The organism is Pseudoalteromonas sp. MMG005, assembly GCF_018101015.1.
In the GTDB taxonomy this organism is placed as follows: Bacteria; Pseudomonadota; Gammaproteobacteria; order Enterobacterales; family Alteromonadaceae; genus Pseudoalteromonas; species Pseudoalteromonas aurantia.
In genome coordinates this window covers 46585-63555 of the sequence record NZ_JAGJEK010000028.1, presented here as the reverse complement: position 1 = coordinate 63555, position 16971 = coordinate 46585, and the positions used below count along the sequence as shown (strand labels likewise).

Sequence of the window (16971 nt, the reverse complement as noted above, 5' to 3'; positions counted from 1 at the left end):
AAATATTTAAAGAGCTACATGAATTTTTTATGTTGGGCAGTTGTGTGGTCATTTAAGCAAAGCACTCAACTTAGAGTGCTTTGCACCTTACACTATTGGGTTTTCAAGTGAGTATCGAAAAACGCTAAAAAAGCGCTCAAGGTGGTATGGCGATGTGCTTGAAAACTGAGATCGTGGTTGCCGGACTCAAGTTCAATGTATTGAACGGCTTTGTTTTCGTCGAGTAATTTATCGTACATACGGCGACTATGTGCGACGGGGACTACTTTATCATCTTCCCCATGAATTAATAATATAGGGCGCTTGATTGAAGCGACATTGTTGATGGGCGAATTGCTTTCTAATTTGTCATCATCGTTACCAAATTGCTTTTCTACAACCTCTCTGTTGGTATAGTGTCGAGCACGAGACACAATGAATTCTAAATCCATAACCCCTGCAAAGCTGGCTGCACACTTAAAGGTTTCAGGGTGCTTTACCACCGCCATCACGGCAGCATAACCGCCATAATTTCCCCCACCGACACAGATTTGCTCTTTATTCGCAATTTTCTGTTCGATAAGGAAGTGAGCTGCGTCTTGTAAGTCATTTTGCATCGCATCTCCCCATGCTCCCAGTGCAGCTTGCGCAAACTCATAGCCATAGCCATATGACCCTCTAAAATTAGGTTGAAATACAGCATATCCACGGCTGGCAAAAAGCTCTGACCAATAGTCAAAATCAGCATAATCCCTCGCCATCGGCCCACCGTGAGGGAGAATAATGGTTGGATATGTCACTGTATGAGGGGCAGCATCTGGCGGCAATGTTAGATAACCTTCGATGGTTAACCCATCACGGGCTTTATAACTGTGGCGTTGTTTGCCTAAATATGTTGTGCCTTGTATCTCAGGATATTGAGGGGCAAATAAATATAACGACTGTGCTTTACGGTGCCCTAGATAATAAGTACCAGGATCGGCATCTGAACTAGAATATAAAACATACGTATCGCCATCTTGGCTTTTATCTATGATCACATTATGTGCATTTGGCAGTGCGGTAGATAAAGCGGTTTGTAAGTTTTTATATTCTTTATCCCAATATATGCGGCTCCCATCGGTATTTGAGTGTGAAAAACCATTTACTTTCCCAGTTATTTGAGAGTATAAAATGGTGCCATCGACATCATAATCAGGATCGGAAAAAATAAGCTCACGGCTTTGGGGCTGACTTATTTTAGTTTTGAATAGAGCACTTTTGCCTTCATGGTTAGCTTTTATATATAACGTGTCACCATCCTTACCAAAGCCCAATATCGTTACACGTTCTGCTGAGAAAGCATCAAATTGATAAAGTGGCTTTTCATACAACTTGTTTTTATCATGGTCATAAATGACATATGAGATGGTGGTGTCTATTAATTTGTAACCAATACGTACACGACCTTGTTCGTCAGCTATCCAATCTGAGATATTGCGTCTTGGTCGTAATATCCGTTTTCTGCGTTTGGTATCTACATTTACTTTGAAAACAGTCGGTCTGTTAGCAGTGTCAAAATCAACTGCGACAAGAATATGCTTAGGATCATCTGGCAGCATACTAATTACATTATCTTGAAATTGCGCGGAATTGTTCACATTGCGATTGCGGATAGGCAATAAATTTTCTAGTTTTTTGGTTCCTTTAATATCAAATTTAAATAATTGCGTTGAATGATATTTCACCAGGCGTTGCCTTTGTGTGTAACCTGCGGCAACAATTAACGTATTGTCGTTGGCCCAGTCGTACCAATTCAAGGTCACTTCTTTATTGTCTGACCTTAAGACAGGAGTAACTTCTTGGGTTTTTAAGTCGGTTATATTCAGCATCAAGGTACCTTGATAATTTTGTACAAAGGCTAAGTGCTTACCGCTGGGAGATAAATTTACCTGACTAACCAATGGTAAGCTTGTGTAAGCTTCTATCGGTAATTTTAGTTGGTCGGGCTTTTTTGGTTGTGCTGAGGCCTGCATGAGTGGTGTTGAAGACACAAAAAGGAGTGCGAATATAAAGCGTAACATGTTCCCTCTTTTGTTAGCTTAAGTAGAAAAAGAGGGATGCTTGCATGATTATAGGAACATCACAAGTGCTATTTTACGTTAATCATAAACTGTGGGGATTGGCTGGCGTTTGTGCTGAGTGCGAACATAAATACTGATGAGTTTATTACTGACGTGATCTGAGACATCTTTGCCTTCTAAGAAGTCATCTATTTGATCATAGCTGAGTCCTAACGCTTCTTCATCTGTTAATCCTGGGCGATCACATTCAAGATCTGCCGTGGGTGCTTTATTGACTAACATTTCTGGTGCATTTAACTGTGCTGCCAGTGCTCTTACTTGGCGTTTTGATAAACCAAATAGAGGGGCCAAATCGCATGCACCATCACCAAACTTAGTATAAAAACCAGTGAGGTTTTCGGCACTGTGATCAGTCCCTACGACTAGCCCTTGGGTTAACCCTGCTATTTCATATTGTGCGACCATTCGTTGGCGTGCCTTTACATTGCCTTTGACAAAATCGACTGATGACTCGGTAGGTAAAGGAATATTGGCATCATTCATGGCGCATAATGCTTGCTCATGCATAGCATCAGCGGCGGGTTTGATATTGACAGTGATACGTTTACTCGGTTGAATAAATGAGAGTGCAAGTTGTGCTTCATCTTCATCGGCTTGCACGCCATATGGCAAGCGCATAGCGATAAATTGATAACAAACTTCACTCTGTTGTCGATTAAGCTCGTCAACAGCAAGTTGGCAAAGACGCCCACATGTTGATGAGTCCACTCCGCCACTAATACCTAAAACTAATGTGACACAATGCGCGTCAACTAAACGTTGTTTAATAAAGTTCACTCGACGGGATACTTCACAAGCAGCATCTATAGTAGGTTGAACTTTCATTTCAGCCAAAATATCTTGGCGCATATGGGGTTCCTCAATGAACAATTATTGCAAACTGCTATTATGTTTTTATCTGAGCTAAAATTAAAGGCCTAAATGTTGTTTGATTGCCGCAAGCTCGGTTCGTAGCTGAGATATTTCGTCAACTAATGACTCTAATTCAGAATGAGATAGCTGTTTACTCACATGTGGTTCATGGACCGTTGGTTTGTGGTCACCGAGTAAATGTTGATAACGACTTTCACGTTTGCCAGGTTCCCGCTCTAGTTTACAAATGAGCTTTTGGCTTTGCATTTCCTCTAATGTGTTTTCAACGTCGCTTACGTTATTGAATTCAGCTAGACGCGCCGAGCGAGTCCGTAACTCTCCGGGTGTTTGCGGGCCTCTAAGGAGCATGATGCATAGTATAGCGCGCTGTTTGTCAGAGAGTTGCAAATCACTAAATTCAGTATTGCAAAAGCGATGACTGTATTTGTTTACGCGACCAGAAAGGCCTTCATCTAAAAGCACGACCCGTTGGTTTTCTAATTGTGTAAGGGTATCAAGCACTTCCGATTCAGTTAAAGATAACACTGGCTCTCTATTTGATTTTTGATTACATGCATTGGTTAGCGCATTTAATGATAGTGGGTAGTGTTCGGGCGTTGTCGTTTGCTTTTCAAGTAAGCAACCGATGATCCTTTGCTCATTTGGTGTGAGTTTCATACCACTGTTCCTATATTGTTTTTTATTTACTTTACGCTATCAGCAGTAGTTTGACTAACCTCTTGCGTCCATTTTCGTAATGCTTTTTCTAAATCCGTAAATTCAATAGGTTTACTTAGGTAATCGTCCATACCAGCTGCGAGGCACTTCTCTTTATCGCCTTGCATCGCATTGGCAGTTAAAGCAATGATAGGAGTCGATTGATGACTTTGGCCAGCGACAGCTTGGCGTATTTGACCGGTTGTCTGGTATCCATCCAATTCAGGCATTTGGCAATCCATGAGAATGACATCATATCGACTGGCATGTTTTAGGTGTTCAATTGCCAAGCGACCATTATCAACACACGTAATTTTGGCATTGAGTCGCTTTAGTAAAGCGAGCGCGACAACTTGGTTCACTTTATTGTCTTCTACTAACAGAATACGTGCATCGATAGCACCTAACTTAGCTGGAGGTATCGCTTCTTTCGTCGTGCTTAGTGTACATAATTTAAGTGCATTGGCTGGTGTGAGCGGTTGTAGAAAGACCAAGTCAGGGTCTAAATGACTAAATCGCTCATTGCTACTGAGCTTATTACTGATCACTGCAAAACAACAGTCAGGCTGTTGTGTGATTTTTTTTAACAGGGAGAGTTGATAATCAGAGGCGTCATTAACAATAGACTCGGCAATAATGATTGCAGGCGAGGTGAGGCGTTTTTCTTGGAGTAAAGCCATCGCCGCAGGCAAACTTTCAAAGTGTTCACTGGGGATCCGCCATGCATCTAATAAATGATGAGCAGCCAATTCGTGTTGTTGATGTGGGTCGATAATACAGAGTCCATCACATGGCGTATTGAGCGGTGCAATTTCTTTCGCTTCATGTAAATCGATGTAAAAGGTAAACGTGCTACCGACTCCTAATTTACTATAGGCATTGAGTGCGCCACCCAATAATTGACACAGCTGCCTAGCAATTGTTAGCCCTAGGCCAGTACCACCAAAGCGGCGAGTTGTTGAAGGATCGGCTTGAGTGAACGAATCAAAGATTTTATCTAATTGTGTTTTACTTATACCCACACCAGAGTCTTCAATGCTGCACCATAAGCGCATTGAAGCGGGTTGTTGCTCGGTGTAGCAGGTTAAGGTGACTTTACCATGTTCTGTAAACTTAATCGCATTGCTCAGTAGGTTATTTAATACCTGTTTGAGTCGATGAGGGTCTGTTTTGGCATGCTGAACTTGCATATTACGGCTATCGATAAATAGCTCTGTATGTTGCTCAATCGCTTTGGGGGCAAAGTTGCTGATACTGTCACTGAGGATTTGGATTAAATCACATTCAATCACTTCAATATCGAGTTTGCCAGCTTCGATTTTTGAAAAATCAAGAATATCGTTAATGATGGTGAGTAATGACCCCGCTGAATTTTGGGCTAAATTTAGGTGATGGCGTTGAGATTGATCAATGTTCGAATTAAGAACAATGTCGAGCATACCTAAAATACCATTCATGGGAGTACGAATTTCATGACTCATGCTCGCCAAAAAATCGGCTTTTATTTTTGCAGATTGTTCGGCGATTTCCTTTGCCATGAGTGCTTGTTGTTTGGCTTTTTGCTGCTCTTGACTCGCAAATAAGCTGCCAAGCATTGCTGATATAGCCCGAATAAAACGCTCATCACTGTGCCCCCAGTCGGGGTTTGGCAAGGTATACTCGGCGCACAATAAACCAATCACGTTATCTTTATATGTGATGGTGCACCCAAATAAGGCATTGACTTCAAAGGGTCCTAAATAATGCTCACTTAACCCAAGTGTACACTCATGGCTATGGGCAAAGTTAGCTCTAATAAGTTGATTTTTTTGTACATTGTGAAATAGTTCAGGTAAATGATTTTTACGCCAAGGGGGGAAGTGTTGCAAGCTATCTTGTCGAGTATTGCTAAAGCAGCTTGGTATGAGTAAGGTTTTTTCTTCATTAAAGACCCAGATACTTGCCCGGGAGGCATTCAAACCTTGGCAAATGGCATCCACAGCAAGACTTTGTGCATTGTCGACGTGGTTATTGAGTACGGCATCGTGACTACTCAGTTGAGCGAGTAACTCGTTATTACGGGCAATTTTATCATGTTCTATTTCCATATTTTTACGGGTTTGAATATTTTGTACTGAGCCGAATATCTCTACCGTCCACTGATTATTTTGGTTTGCTTTGCCTTTCATTAATATCCAGCGCTCATGTCCTTGTGCGGTTACAATAATTAACTCTTCCTCGAAGCTGGTCCCATGTTTGATGGTTTGTTCAATGGCTCGCTGGAAGTTACGTCGATGTAGTCCTTCTTTAAAAAACTCAGTAGAGCTCATCCAAGTTGCTTGATAATGATCGGGTACTTCGAATATGCGTTTCGTTACTTCAGACCAAATAATATTGCGGGTTTTTAAATCAACGGACCAAGCTCCGACCTCGGCAAGGTTGCCCATAGACGTTAACGTTTGGGCATTATCATGGAGCTGCTTGATGAGTTTATTAAAGAAAATAAAGGCTGATATAAACAAAAGTATAATGGTTAATAGTGCGAGACGAAAAGGCCAAATGGCTGAAACTTCAGGCTCCCAGCCAAATCGAGGTACTGCATATAGTTGCCATTTTCCAGAAGCAATGGCGATGTTAAATGTCAAAGGCTGTAAGTGGAGTATGTCTTCATTGCCATGGAAAAAAGCGCCTTGTTCACCTAACCCGTTTTTCCCTCGAATAGCAATGCGGTAGTTCGCATCTAGCATATCTAAATTAACCGCTTTAAAAAGCTTCTTCATATCAATGACGATTGACAGTAATCCCCAAAAAGTATCATCCGGGTTGTAGACGGGTACTCTAGCAATGAGTGCTTCCCCCCCTTGAATAAGGGTCAATGGGCCAGCAAGAACGATTTTCTTGCTATCTCTTGCCCTGATGGCATCTTTACTTTGAGTGGGGTGTGTTAAGTAATTTAGCCCAAGTGCCTTTTCGTTTCCTTTTAGTGGGTAGGTCATTGAGAGGATCATATCAGGTGCCGCACCGAGGTTTCGTAATACATTGCTTGAGCGAAATAGAGGTTGTGCGATATATTCAAACCGTTTTTGATCTAACTGTGCTTCGTTGGTTAAGGCGATGGCTAAGCCCCGCACCAGTTGTATATTGGCGGCTAGTACGCCTTCAATTTGGGTGCGATAAACATTCACTTCTTCATAGGCACGGCTGCGCTCAACTTCAATCAATCGGTTGTAATTAACTGTGTCTACGTACCAACCAAAGCACAGTACAGTACATAAAATAAACCAATAGCCTAGCTTTAAAGAGCGAGCTTTCCTTGGCGCATGTAATTGGGTATTGAGCATTACCTAACTTATTCTGCTGAGCATCCTTTAACTATAGTCTAGCCAATCGATGAGCAAAAGTGAGTATTATCATAAAAGTCATAATGGTACTTGAAACCGATGACAGAATGGACTTTGTACAGTTCTTACGTCGTTAATCACATTGGCGAGTATGATTTGCGATAGCGTAGACATATCACTTTCATATAGATGTGGTTATGATAAAAATAATTTTTAATAGGGAAGGATTAAACAATGCTACCTTGGTTGAAGCGAATAACGGCTGGCTTGGTTTTATTGGCACTGGCCGCAACAGCAAGTTTATATGGTCTACTGTCTTTGAGTTTACCTGCCCTCGACGGGACAGGAACGAGCAGCGCTGTAATAGCGCCAGTTCAAATTGAACGGGATAGTTTAGGTCAAGCAGTGATCACCGCAAATTCACGAGATGACGCCGCCTATGGATTAGGCTTTGCACATGGTCAAGACCGGTTTTTTCAAATGGACTTACTGCGCAGAAATGCGGCTGGGGAGCTGAGTGAGCTGTTTGGTAAAGCCGCAATCAATTTAGATGAAAAAATGCGTTTTCATCAATTGCGAAAACGCAGTGAAAAAATTGTGACCCAGTTACCACCAGGCCAAAGAAGTATATTACGTGCTTACGCCCAGGGGGTGAATGAAGGTAAGGCACAAGTTGGCTTTGACAGTTTTGAGTATCTGCTAACAGGAGCAAGTGCACGACCTTGGAAAAGTGAAGACAGTATACTTGCTATATTTAGTATGTATTTGGATCTGCAATCAGCCAACTTTGAGCGAGACAAAGCATTGCTTTATGTCGACCATATTTTCGGTGAAGAAATGCGAACATTTATACTACAGCCTAGTCATTACCAAGCGGCGTTAGATGGCTCAATGATAGCCAAAGTAGAAAAGCCGATACCCACTTTAGAGCGTACAGGCATTCAGGCTTTGATTGGTGAAATTGGTACTACTGATTTGTATGGCAGTAACAATTGGGCCGTAACAGGCACATTGACAGGCACCGGAAAGGCCATGCTGTCAGATGATATGCATTTAGGTTTGGCCGTTCCATCGATTTGGTATCGCTCACAATTAAACTACATGATGCAAGGTAAAACAGTGCAAGTAACGGGGGTCTCATTACCGGGTGCACCGGCCATCGTGGTGGGCACCAATGATAACATTGCGTGGGGGTTTACCAATGGGTATTTAGATACCGCAGACTGGATTGCGCTGTCGGAACAGGATAAAACGTGGCAAGAAGAGGAACCTATTCAATTACCCAATCAGCAGTCCCATCGTTATTCACTATTAATGAGTGAGTATGGCCCAGTAAAAACGTTTAATGGTAAAAAGTATGCGTTAAGTTGGGTCGCTCATCAGCCATATGCTGTTAACTTAAAATTGCTCGAAATGGAATCACTAGAAACAGTACAAGCAGCTTTGGCATTGGCGCCTGAAGTTGGCATACCTGTACAAAATATGCTGGTGGTTGATAGTTTAGGCAATGCGGGGTGGCGTCCAGCAGGGGCCATCCCAGCAAGAACGAATCCAGTGGATACAGCAGAGGAAGCGCAAAATTACTCGTTGCAATGGCAATATAATGAGGAGACTCGTCCCGCAATTTTCAATCCCGAAGATGGCAAGTTATGGACTGCGAATTCTCGGGTGGTGTCAGTACAACAGCACAAACGTTACGGTGACGGCGGGTATGCATTAGGGGCAAGAGCCGTGCAAATAAGGGATAGACTACTCGCGCAATCGCAGTTTAATGAAACCGATTTCAATCAGCTTCAGCAAGATAACAAAGCATTATTTCTCACGCGCTGGCATCAGCACTTGGTTGATTTACTCAGTGAAGATGAAACAATGAAAACGCGTTATGCACGTGATTTACAGCACCTTGCTCAGTGGCAAGCTTGTGCATGTGAAACGTCGGTTGGCTATACTTTGGTAAAACGTTTTAGAGAAAGTGTTATAGATAGTGCGTTTGCGCCAGTTGAAGCGAAAATGAAGATGTCGGGAGGAAGTTTACGTTACATTAAACGTTATCTTGAGCCAGCGATTTGGCAACTTATTGAAAAAAAACCAGATAGCTGGTTGAATCATCATGATAACTGGTCAGTATTACAGCGCCAAGCTTACGAGAACGCCAAACAAAAACTCAGTGATGAATTCGGTCCAGACCTAGAAAATTGGCAGTGGGGCACTGTTAATGCATTACAGATTAAGCACCCGTTTAGTAAGCAATTACCTATTTTAAGTCGCTTTTTAGATATGCCAATACAGCCAGCATTTGGAGACACATTTATGCCTGCAGTTCAAGGTCCAAGCTTTGGCGCGTCACAGCGGTTTATCGCACAACCGGGCATGCTTGGTAATGCAATTATGACCATGGCTGGTGGGCAAAGTGGACACCCATTATCACCTTTTTACCGAGCGGGTTTTGATGATTATGCGCAAGGCAAAGCAACGGCATTATTACCAAGTATGTTGACACACTCATTGACAATAAAGCCTATGAATTAACGTATATTTGGTACTGCATACAAAGTAGAAGCGGTCGTGACTTGATTTCGACCGTTCTCTTTACTGGTATAAAGCGCATTGTCAGCTTGTTGAAACGCTTCGTAAAAGCTGATTTTCGTGGGCCACATGGTTAAACCAAAACTCATTGTGATGGTACTATCAAAATGTTCAAAGATCTCATGTGTAATGGCATAGCGTAACTTGTCAACTCGGACGAGGGCGTCTACTTGCACAGTGTTGGGCATGACAATCAGGAATTCTTCGCCGCCCCAGCGAGCACAGATATCGACCGGCCGAGTATGATTGGCAATAACCAAAGCCACTCTCTTTAATATTTCATCCCCTTGAGCATGACCGTAATCATCATTTATTTGTTTAAAATGGTCAATATCAGCCATGATAATACATAATTCTTCATGATTTTCGTCGCAGTGATACTTTGCATGTGTGATAAGTTCTTGCGCATATCGTCGATTGTACATTTGTGTGAGTGGGTCACGAGCGGCGAGTTTAGTTAATGTTTGCCGTTGCGCCATGGTGACATCACGAATTAATGCAATGGTGAAAATCATTGGGATACCGCATATTAAGACATTGGCAAAGTGAACGTATTGCAACCAATCACGGTACGCATATTTATAAGTGACATCAGCAAACCATATATGCATAGCTGCAAAGAGTGTGATCATAATAACCGATACCCCAACCGCAGGTTTTAGTTTCAAATTATTGTCGAGTAACAGTAGGCAAGATACAGTCCATAAGTAATATTGGAAACCGAGCTGCATACCCAGTATTGCGCATACGATGATAGCGTGAATGGCCACTTCAGCGCTAAATAAACGCAATGCTAATGAGCGGTGCTGGATATTGAGCAAGTAAATTCCCAGAGCCCATGTTAATACACTCAAGATATTTAATAGTCCTAATATTGGGATGCTCAGTGCAAAAAACAGTATAACTAAAAGGGCATGTAAACCTAAGCAATACCAAGCAACGCGCTTAAGTAATGTGAGCTTAACTTGTTCGACCTGATCTGGTTGGCTGTGTGGATGTTGCAAAGCGAGTGAGCCCTTATCAAGGTAACCGATAAAAGTATAGATGATATTGTTTGCTTTTTATTCTATTTTAATAAGAGCTGACTTTATCTTACTTGATGAAATCGACATAATAGAGGGTGCTATGACGTTCCATATCAGAATAAAAATAGTGACATTGCTTATGACGTGTCTTTGTACAAATGCTATGGCAGTGAATTTTAAAACGCACAAAGTTACCGAAAATATCTATGTCTTATTTGGGCAAGGTGGCAATATTGCAATCCATCTCGGTGAAGATGGTATTTACATTGTTGATGACCAATTTGCAAAACTCTCAAAACAAATAAAAAAGCAGATCAGTGCGTTAAAACCGGGCTTTCCTGAATTTGTAATAAATACGCATTTTCATGGTGACCATACCGGCGGTAATGAAGCATTTGCGCGTTCAGGTAGTCATGTTATTGCACATGATAATGTGCATAAAAGGTTATTGGCAAAACATGGCAGTGAGTTACATTATTTACCAAAAATAAGCTTTAGCCATGACTTGGCTTTACACTTTAATAATGAGCAGGCGCAAGTTAAGCACTTTTCACATGCGCATACCGATGGAGATGCCGTCGTCACTTTTACACGGGCTAACGTGGTGCACATGGGGGATTTATATTTTAATTTAGGGGGGTTGCCATTTATAGATGTTGATCATGGTGGTTCGGTGAATGGACTACTCAAAGCATTGCGGGCAATATCTTTGAGTATTGATGATGAAACGGTTGTGATACCAGGGCATGGTCAAATTTCCAACAAAAATCAGCTGCTACAGTATATTGCATTAATAGAAAAAGCCCGTTTTTTAATATTACAGGCAATGAAGAGCGCTAAAACCGAAGAGCAAATGGTACAATTGGATCCCCTCTCAACGTTAGCGATAACGCATGCTAACTGGTTACCTAAAGAGCGAGTAACACGGTTGTTTTATCGCTCTTTAGCGCAGTGAAGGCCTTTTCTAGGTGAGCATGACTAAGCAGGCTGCAAGCGCAATGAGAATAAGGCCTAGACTATCGCGCGTTTTAAGTGGCTGTTTTAGCCACCATACTGAAATGGCCATCGTAAAAAAGACTTCAATTTGACCTAGGGTTTTTACATAGGCCACATGTTGTAAACTCATAGCGCTAAACCAGCCGATGGAACCAATACAGCTAGTTAAGCTGATCCAACTCACTTGGGTGCGGTGTTGCCATAGAGTTGTTATGCTGTGTGGCTCTTTGCAGCGTAAATAAGCCCCTAATATCAGGGTTTGTATACTGATCACTAACAAAAGCACCCACCCTGCACTGTGTGGAAAGGGTAATCCGCTGATTAAACTTGCTTCACGAACCCATAAAGAGGTTAGGGCGAAGGCCGTTCCGCAACATAACCCTAAAAGAGCGGTTGTAAGGTTAAAGTTTTTAAGGCTAAAACCGCTCAGGAGCAGCACTGCAATACTGCCTAATGCAACCCCAAACCAACCCAAATAGGACAGTGTAGAGCCGAAAAACAACATGCCTAAAATAGCGGCTACCAAAGCTTCACTTTTAGCAAGGCCCGCGCCGATGGCATAGTTACTTTGTTTAAATAGCAAGACCATCAAGCCAGTAGCGATAATCTGTATTACACTTGCAGCCACAATATAGCTTAAAAAAGGTGCACTTAGGGATAAGCTAGGAGCCGGTTGCCAGTAATATAAACCCAGTAGATAGATACCAGCAATTGGGCTGGCTAAGAGAAAGCGAGAGAGGGTAACGGCGGCAACAGATGCATGTTGGCTCAGTTTACTTTGTAATGCATTACGCCAAGCTTGTGAGAAGGCTGCTAAAACAGAAAAAGCGATCCATTCCATATTTTTATTCTAATTATGAGAGGGGGAGGTTAACCTAACAATATTGAGATTAATTGGCTACTGGTTAATCACACCTTTTTCTATGAATAGATATGAGGACACTCTTGCAGAGCCTTTTAGCGTTCTTTAATTATACTGTGCAGCGATGCGACTTATTATTTTTCCAACAGAATCCACAGGGCGACTTTTTTATTACCATACCGTTATGTTAACTTATTTATTTATCAGTTTATGAATAATTAAAGGAGTTACTATGACAACCCTATTAACGTGTGCGTTGATAGCTGTTTTGTTGCCCTATATTGCAAAACTACCGGTCGCAATTGAAATGAATAAACTAGGGGGATATGACAATCGGCATCCTCGGGCTCAACAATCAAAATTAGACGGGTTCGGTGCGAGAGCTTTGGCTGCACATCAAAATAGCTTTGAGTCACTCATTGTGTTTTCGGTTGCTTTGGCTGTAGTGCTTGGCACCAATAGTGTTAATGCAGTGACTGAGTCTTTGGCTATCACCCATGTTGTCGCGAGAGTTTTATATTGTGCTTTTTATTATACCAACGTAGATAAGTTACGTTCGTTGGTGTGGTTGGTTGGGTTAGGTTCTGCTGTTGCAATGATAGGTGTCAGTATGTAGTTGTACAAAGAGCAACATCGTTGTTGCTCTTTTCTTTGGCTAATTCGTCACATCAATGCGTTCAAATTGGGTTTGTTTTGGAGCATTAACCGCGAGGTTATCGAGTTTAAAATCGAGCTGCACTCGATAAACCTGAGAAGGGGTGTTTGACGACGTATATTGCCATTGGCGCAAGGCCAAAATAGCATTATTTTCAAATGTATTCTCCGGCTGTGCAGCAATGACTTTTATATTATTTGTATGGCCACGTTCGTCAACTGTATAGGCCAATTGCACATACCCTGAAATACCATCATTAGCCGCTTCGGCCGGATATTTAGGTTCAACACGCATAATGGGTTTGACTATGAGTTTGGATGTTGCGTTTTCCGTCTTCGTGGTGCTGTTAAGTGCGACGGCACCGATTGATGTAAAAGCACAGGTCAGCAATAGTAATTTGGCGGTGCGTGATGAGCCTGAGGTATTTTTAAGGTAGTTGAGTCTTTGTAACATGGTGTTTTTATCTCCGTAATGGGCATAAGCAAAGTGTTGTTTTTTATCACTTTCAATACAACTTATCAGTGCTTTGGCATAGTGTACTTGTTGATGATGGGACTTGTTTTTTAGGACTTTTTCGTCGCAGGCGAGTTCTTGAATACGACGGAAGCTGTGATAACCACACCAAATGAGCGGGTTAAACCAGTTTAATGCGCAGAACGAATAAAAGCAGAGGTTCCATATGTTGTCATGGCGCGTTATGTGCGTATGCTCATGTTCAAGCATTAATGATAAAGCCGTTTCATCGAATTGTTGTTCATAGTCGCGAGGAAGTACGATTTTGGGGTGTATTAATCCAATGGCCATAGGACTGGCTATTTGAGCGCTGGTATACGTGATGCTATCACGATGATTTAAATTACATGGCTGTAAAGCTAATTGTTGATGAAAGCGTAAATGTTGCCACAGCATAGTGAAAATGAATAAGGTAAAACCGAGCAAATAGACGAGCGACCAACTAAACACCCATGTTTCAACGTGTGGTAGCGGGTTTGACACGCTGATATATTGCATCGGGCCGTATGTCAGGGGCTTAAGCTCATTGGGTATACTGATCAATATCAATGCACAGGGTAGAATCCACCACTGTTGGTAAATAAACCGCGCTCCCAGCTTATGTAATGATATGCGTTCGCAAAAGATAAGCCCTAACACGATAAGACTCAGCAATAATTGAACTTCGAATACCCAATTTATCAGTATGTCGAACATGTTACTTTCCTTTCCCTTGTTCTTGCTCCCACTTGTCAATTACTTGCTTTAATTCATCAATGTCACGCTGTGACAATTGTTGTGTTTTAGCAAAGCCGCTTACTAAGGGGGCAATACGACCTTGAAATAACCGTTGAATAAAGCTGCTACTTTCCTTGTGGGTGTATTCATCTCGTTCGATAGTCGGGGTGTAAATATATTCCCGACCTTGTTTTTCAAATGTTATGGCATTTTTTTTAACCAGCCGGCCAACAAGTGTTTTGATGGTTTTTTCATGCCATTGAGTGTCGTCACTCAAACGTTTAATAATGTCACTGGCTTTGGCAGGGTAACCTGCCCAAAGTGCTTCCATGACCGCAAATTCTGCTTTTGATAATTCAATCATATGATGGCTTACAAATGTAATCTATAAGGTTAGATTACACCTGTAATCATAAAAGGCAAGTTTATTTTTGTTCGATTTTTAAGTCATTGATAGAAATGAGTTGGTGTGTGCCTTCAGTGAGGGTGTCAGGATCTAATGTATAGTTTGCGATTTTAACTCTAAATAAATCAATCACCTGATAACCACAATGTTGACTCATTTTACGTATTTGACGGTTGAGGCCTTGCTGCAAAGTGATCATAAAGCGGTCAGTGCTGATTAATTTTACGTCACATGGCAGCGTGACTTTGTTATCAATTGGGATACCATTGGCCATTCTTTCACAAAATAACGGGTCCAGAGGACGGTCGACTTTGACTAAGTAGACTTTTTTTTCGTGGTGTTCAGGGTGGAGCATCTGATTACACAATTCGCCATTATTGGTGAGTAATAGCAAACCTCTAGAGTCTTTATCTAAACGGCCTATTGGGTACACCCGTTGAGATTTTGGTAAGTAGTGAATAAGGCTTGCTGGGTCACTTTCGTTGAGCTTGCAATCTATACCGACAGGTTTATGGTAAGCGTAAAGTACTTTGTCAGGTAGGGTCTTGATTTGCTTGCCGTGCACAATAACAATATCTTTTTCCGTGACATGATCAATGTGATTGGCACACCTTCCATTGACACGAACCTCTCCTGCATCAATTAAACGAGAGGCTTGTCGGCGAGAGCAAACACCTGCATGGCCTAAAAATTTAGCAAGGCGTATAGGCTGATTCATGTATTCCCTTTGTACTATGGTGTTTTCATGGTGGTGAGTGATATATCGTTATGAAACTATCACGACAATTGGCGACGCTAGGTATTGTATCAGGTTAGTTGGCATGATGGGTATTGCGATAACTTACTGGTTTGTCGACTCTGTCATTGTCACCAATCGTATTGCTATTAACTCGGCATGTGGTGAGAATCAATTTATTAACTCAGCATTTCATCAGCCTCAAGTACCATTTATCTGCTCCACTCTCCGTTTATCACCTTCTTAACATCAACCAAGATGAGTTCGATAGACTGAAATGAGATGGAGGATTGTAATGCAAAAATTATTTAATACTAAAGTGGTGGTGTGCTTGTTATGTTGTCTTTGTTTACAAGCAAATGCAGCTTCAACAACCGATATAAAATATCGAATGAACATTCAGGACCTGACTGCAACGGATCAGGATATTTTTGTGGCAAGTAATACAACGTCATTATTCTCAGCGCTTGATATAAGCACCGAATATGAAGGACTACGTGTCGCAGCAACGGCAAGTTGGCTTAAAGTTGGGGGGCAAAGCGACACCGATGTGCAAGTATCAGAAGCTTTTTACGACTTTACTATTGGGAATTGGTTCATGTCTGCGGGTAAGAAAAAAGTAGACTGGGATGTTGGATACGGATTTCGACCGCTAGATATGTTTTCACCGACTGATTCCTTGGCCATTTATACAGCAATACCACCTGGGGCGATTATGGTTACAGGGGATTACTTTTTAGATTCTGGAAATGTCACACTTATCTGTAATGAGAGTAGTCCTGATTATCTAGAACGCGGCGTAAAAGTGAACAAAAGTACCGGGTGTGGGGGCCGGTATTATGGTTATTTTGAGGGCTTCGAAGCACAAGTTTTAGGACATTATGATGAAGACTTAGGTATGCGAGTTGGTGGCAGTGCACTTACGGTCATTGGGGAAAACCTTGAGTTGCATGGTTCATTGTTGTGGCAAGAAAATTATAGAACGCCCGCTTTGTACGATATCCATATTGGTCAGAATGATCGGATTTCAGGCGTTAATACTCAATGGAAAAATAATAGTATTCAAGCATTGCTTGGCGTGAATTATAGTTTTCAATCGGGTATTACCGTGATTGCGGAATACTGGCATGATGGACGAGCACCCAGTGATAGGCAGTGGCGTGATGTAATAAACCTATCACAGTCAACATCAGATCAACATCAGTTGCAGATGTTGCGCTCTCATTTTGCGACTCAGAGTTTATTTCAAGATAATGCAATGGTGCATATACGGACCTCCAGTACTCAGTGGTCATCCTCACTTACATTACTCACAAACCCTAATGATAACAGTGTGTTAATTGCTGGTGGGTTATGTTATGGTGGTGTGACTGCTAACCAATTGTGTATGGGAATAAGGCAGTATACTGGCGGTGCCGAAACAATTTATGAACAATTGAGCTATGAGCGAACGTGGTATTTTACGATGGAAATCAATTTATAAA

Annotated in this window: 14 protein-coding genes; 5 read left to right on the top strand and 9 right to left on the bottom strand. The window is 41.8% G+C overall.

All coding sequences use genetic code 11. From position 1 onward, the window contains the following. Positions 1–92: 92 nt before the first annotated feature. The 4 genes from J8M01_RS20450 to J8M01_RS20435 form a co-directional block, all read right to left on the bottom strand. On the bottom strand, positions 93–2042 hold the full coding sequence (locus tag J8M01_RS20450; protein WP_211059158.1) for a prolyl oligopeptidase family serine peptidase: 1950 nt from the start codon (positions 2040–2042) through the stop codon (positions 93–95). 78 nt (positions 2043–2120) lie between these two features. After that, positions 2121–2951, bottom strand: a complete 831-nt coding sequence (gene nadE / locus J8M01_RS20445) for an ammonia-dependent NAD(+) synthetase (protein ID WP_211059157.1) — start codon at positions 2949–2951, stop codon at positions 2121–2123. Between the two features lie 60 nt (positions 2952–3011). Further along, positions 3012–3632, bottom strand: coding sequence for a YceH family protein (locus J8M01_RS20440; RefSeq protein ID WP_211059156.1), 621 nt, complete (start codon positions 3630–3632; stop codon positions 3012–3014). Between the two features lie 26 nt (positions 3633–3658). Beyond that, positions 3659–6991: an ATP-binding protein gene (locus J8M01_RS20435; protein WP_211059155.1), complete on the bottom strand. Its 3333-nt coding sequence runs from the start codon at positions 6989–6991 to the stop codon at positions 3659–3661. A gap of 234 nt (positions 6992–7225) precedes the next feature. Here J8M01_RS20435 and J8M01_RS20430 point away from each other — a divergent pair, with 234 nt between their 5' ends. Continuing rightward, the gene (locus J8M01_RS20430; protein ID WP_211059154.1) at positions 7226–9520 is read left to right on the top strand and encodes a penicillin acylase family protein; all 2295 of its coding nucleotides are present in this window, start codon (positions 7226–7228) and stop codon (positions 9518–9520) included. Here the strand turns inward: J8M01_RS20430 and J8M01_RS20425 are convergent. Continuing rightward, positions 9517–10581 carry a GGDEF domain-containing protein gene (locus tag J8M01_RS20425; protein WP_211059153.1) on the bottom strand — a complete coding sequence of 355 codons (1065 nt, stop codon included), beginning with the start codon at positions 10579–10581 and terminating at the stop codon, positions 9517–9519. The two genes, J8M01_RS20430 and J8M01_RS20425, sit on opposite strands and share 4 nt — an antisense overlap. A 160-nt stretch (positions 10582–10741) precedes the next feature. Between J8M01_RS20425 and J8M01_RS20420 the strand changes: the two genes are divergently transcribed. Further along, entirely contained in the window at positions 10742–11557 is an 816-nt protein-coding gene (locus J8M01_RS20420; RefSeq protein WP_348772769.1) for an MBL fold metallo-hydrolase, read from the top strand. Positions 11558–11566: 9 nt separating this feature from the next. Here J8M01_RS20420 and J8M01_RS20415 read toward each other — a convergent pair whose 3' ends face one another. Continuing rightward, entirely contained in the window at positions 11567–12439 is an 873-nt protein-coding gene (locus tag J8M01_RS20415; protein WP_211059151.1) for a DMT family transporter, read from the bottom strand. Between the two features lie 253 nt (positions 12440–12692). On the opposite strand from J8M01_RS20415, the gene J8M01_RS20410 reads away from it, so the two are divergent. Next, positions 12693–13076 (top strand): MAPEG family protein, encoded by a 384-nt coding sequence (locus tag J8M01_RS20410; RefSeq protein ID WP_192506183.1) that lies wholly within the window; start codon positions 12693–12695, stop codon positions 13074–13076. 39 nt (positions 13077–13115) lie between these two features. Here J8M01_RS20410 and J8M01_RS20405 read toward each other — a convergent pair whose 3' ends face one another. The 3 genes from J8M01_RS20405 to J8M01_RS20395 form a co-directional block, all read right to left on the bottom strand. Continuing rightward, positions 13116–14324 (bottom strand): M56 family metallopeptidase, encoded by a 1209-nt coding sequence (locus J8M01_RS20405; RefSeq protein WP_211059150.1) that lies wholly within the window; start codon positions 14322–14324, stop codon positions 13116–13118. Position 14325: 1 nt separating this feature from the next. Beyond that, the gene (locus J8M01_RS20400; protein WP_211059149.1) at positions 14326–14709 is read right to left on the bottom strand and encodes a BlaI/MecI/CopY family transcriptional regulator; all 384 of its coding nucleotides are present in this window, start codon (positions 14707–14709) and stop codon (positions 14326–14328) included. 61 nt (positions 14710–14770) lie between these two features. Beyond that, positions 14771–15469 (bottom strand): pseudouridine synthase, encoded by a 699-nt coding sequence (locus J8M01_RS20395; protein ID WP_211059148.1) that lies wholly within the window; start codon positions 15467–15469, stop codon positions 14771–14773. Between the two features lie 37 nt (positions 15470–15506). Here J8M01_RS20395 and J8M01_RS20390 point away from each other — a divergent pair, with 37 nt between their 5' ends. After that, positions 15507–15734, top strand: a complete 228-nt coding sequence (locus J8M01_RS20390) for a hypothetical protein (RefSeq protein WP_211059147.1) — start codon at positions 15507–15509, stop codon at positions 15732–15734. A gap of 48 nt (positions 15735–15782) precedes the next feature. Beyond that, a complete protein-coding gene (locus J8M01_RS20385; RefSeq protein WP_211059146.1) occupies positions 15783–16970 on the top strand; it encodes a hypothetical protein in 1188 nt (395 codons plus the stop codon). Position 16971: the final 1 nt, after the last annotated feature.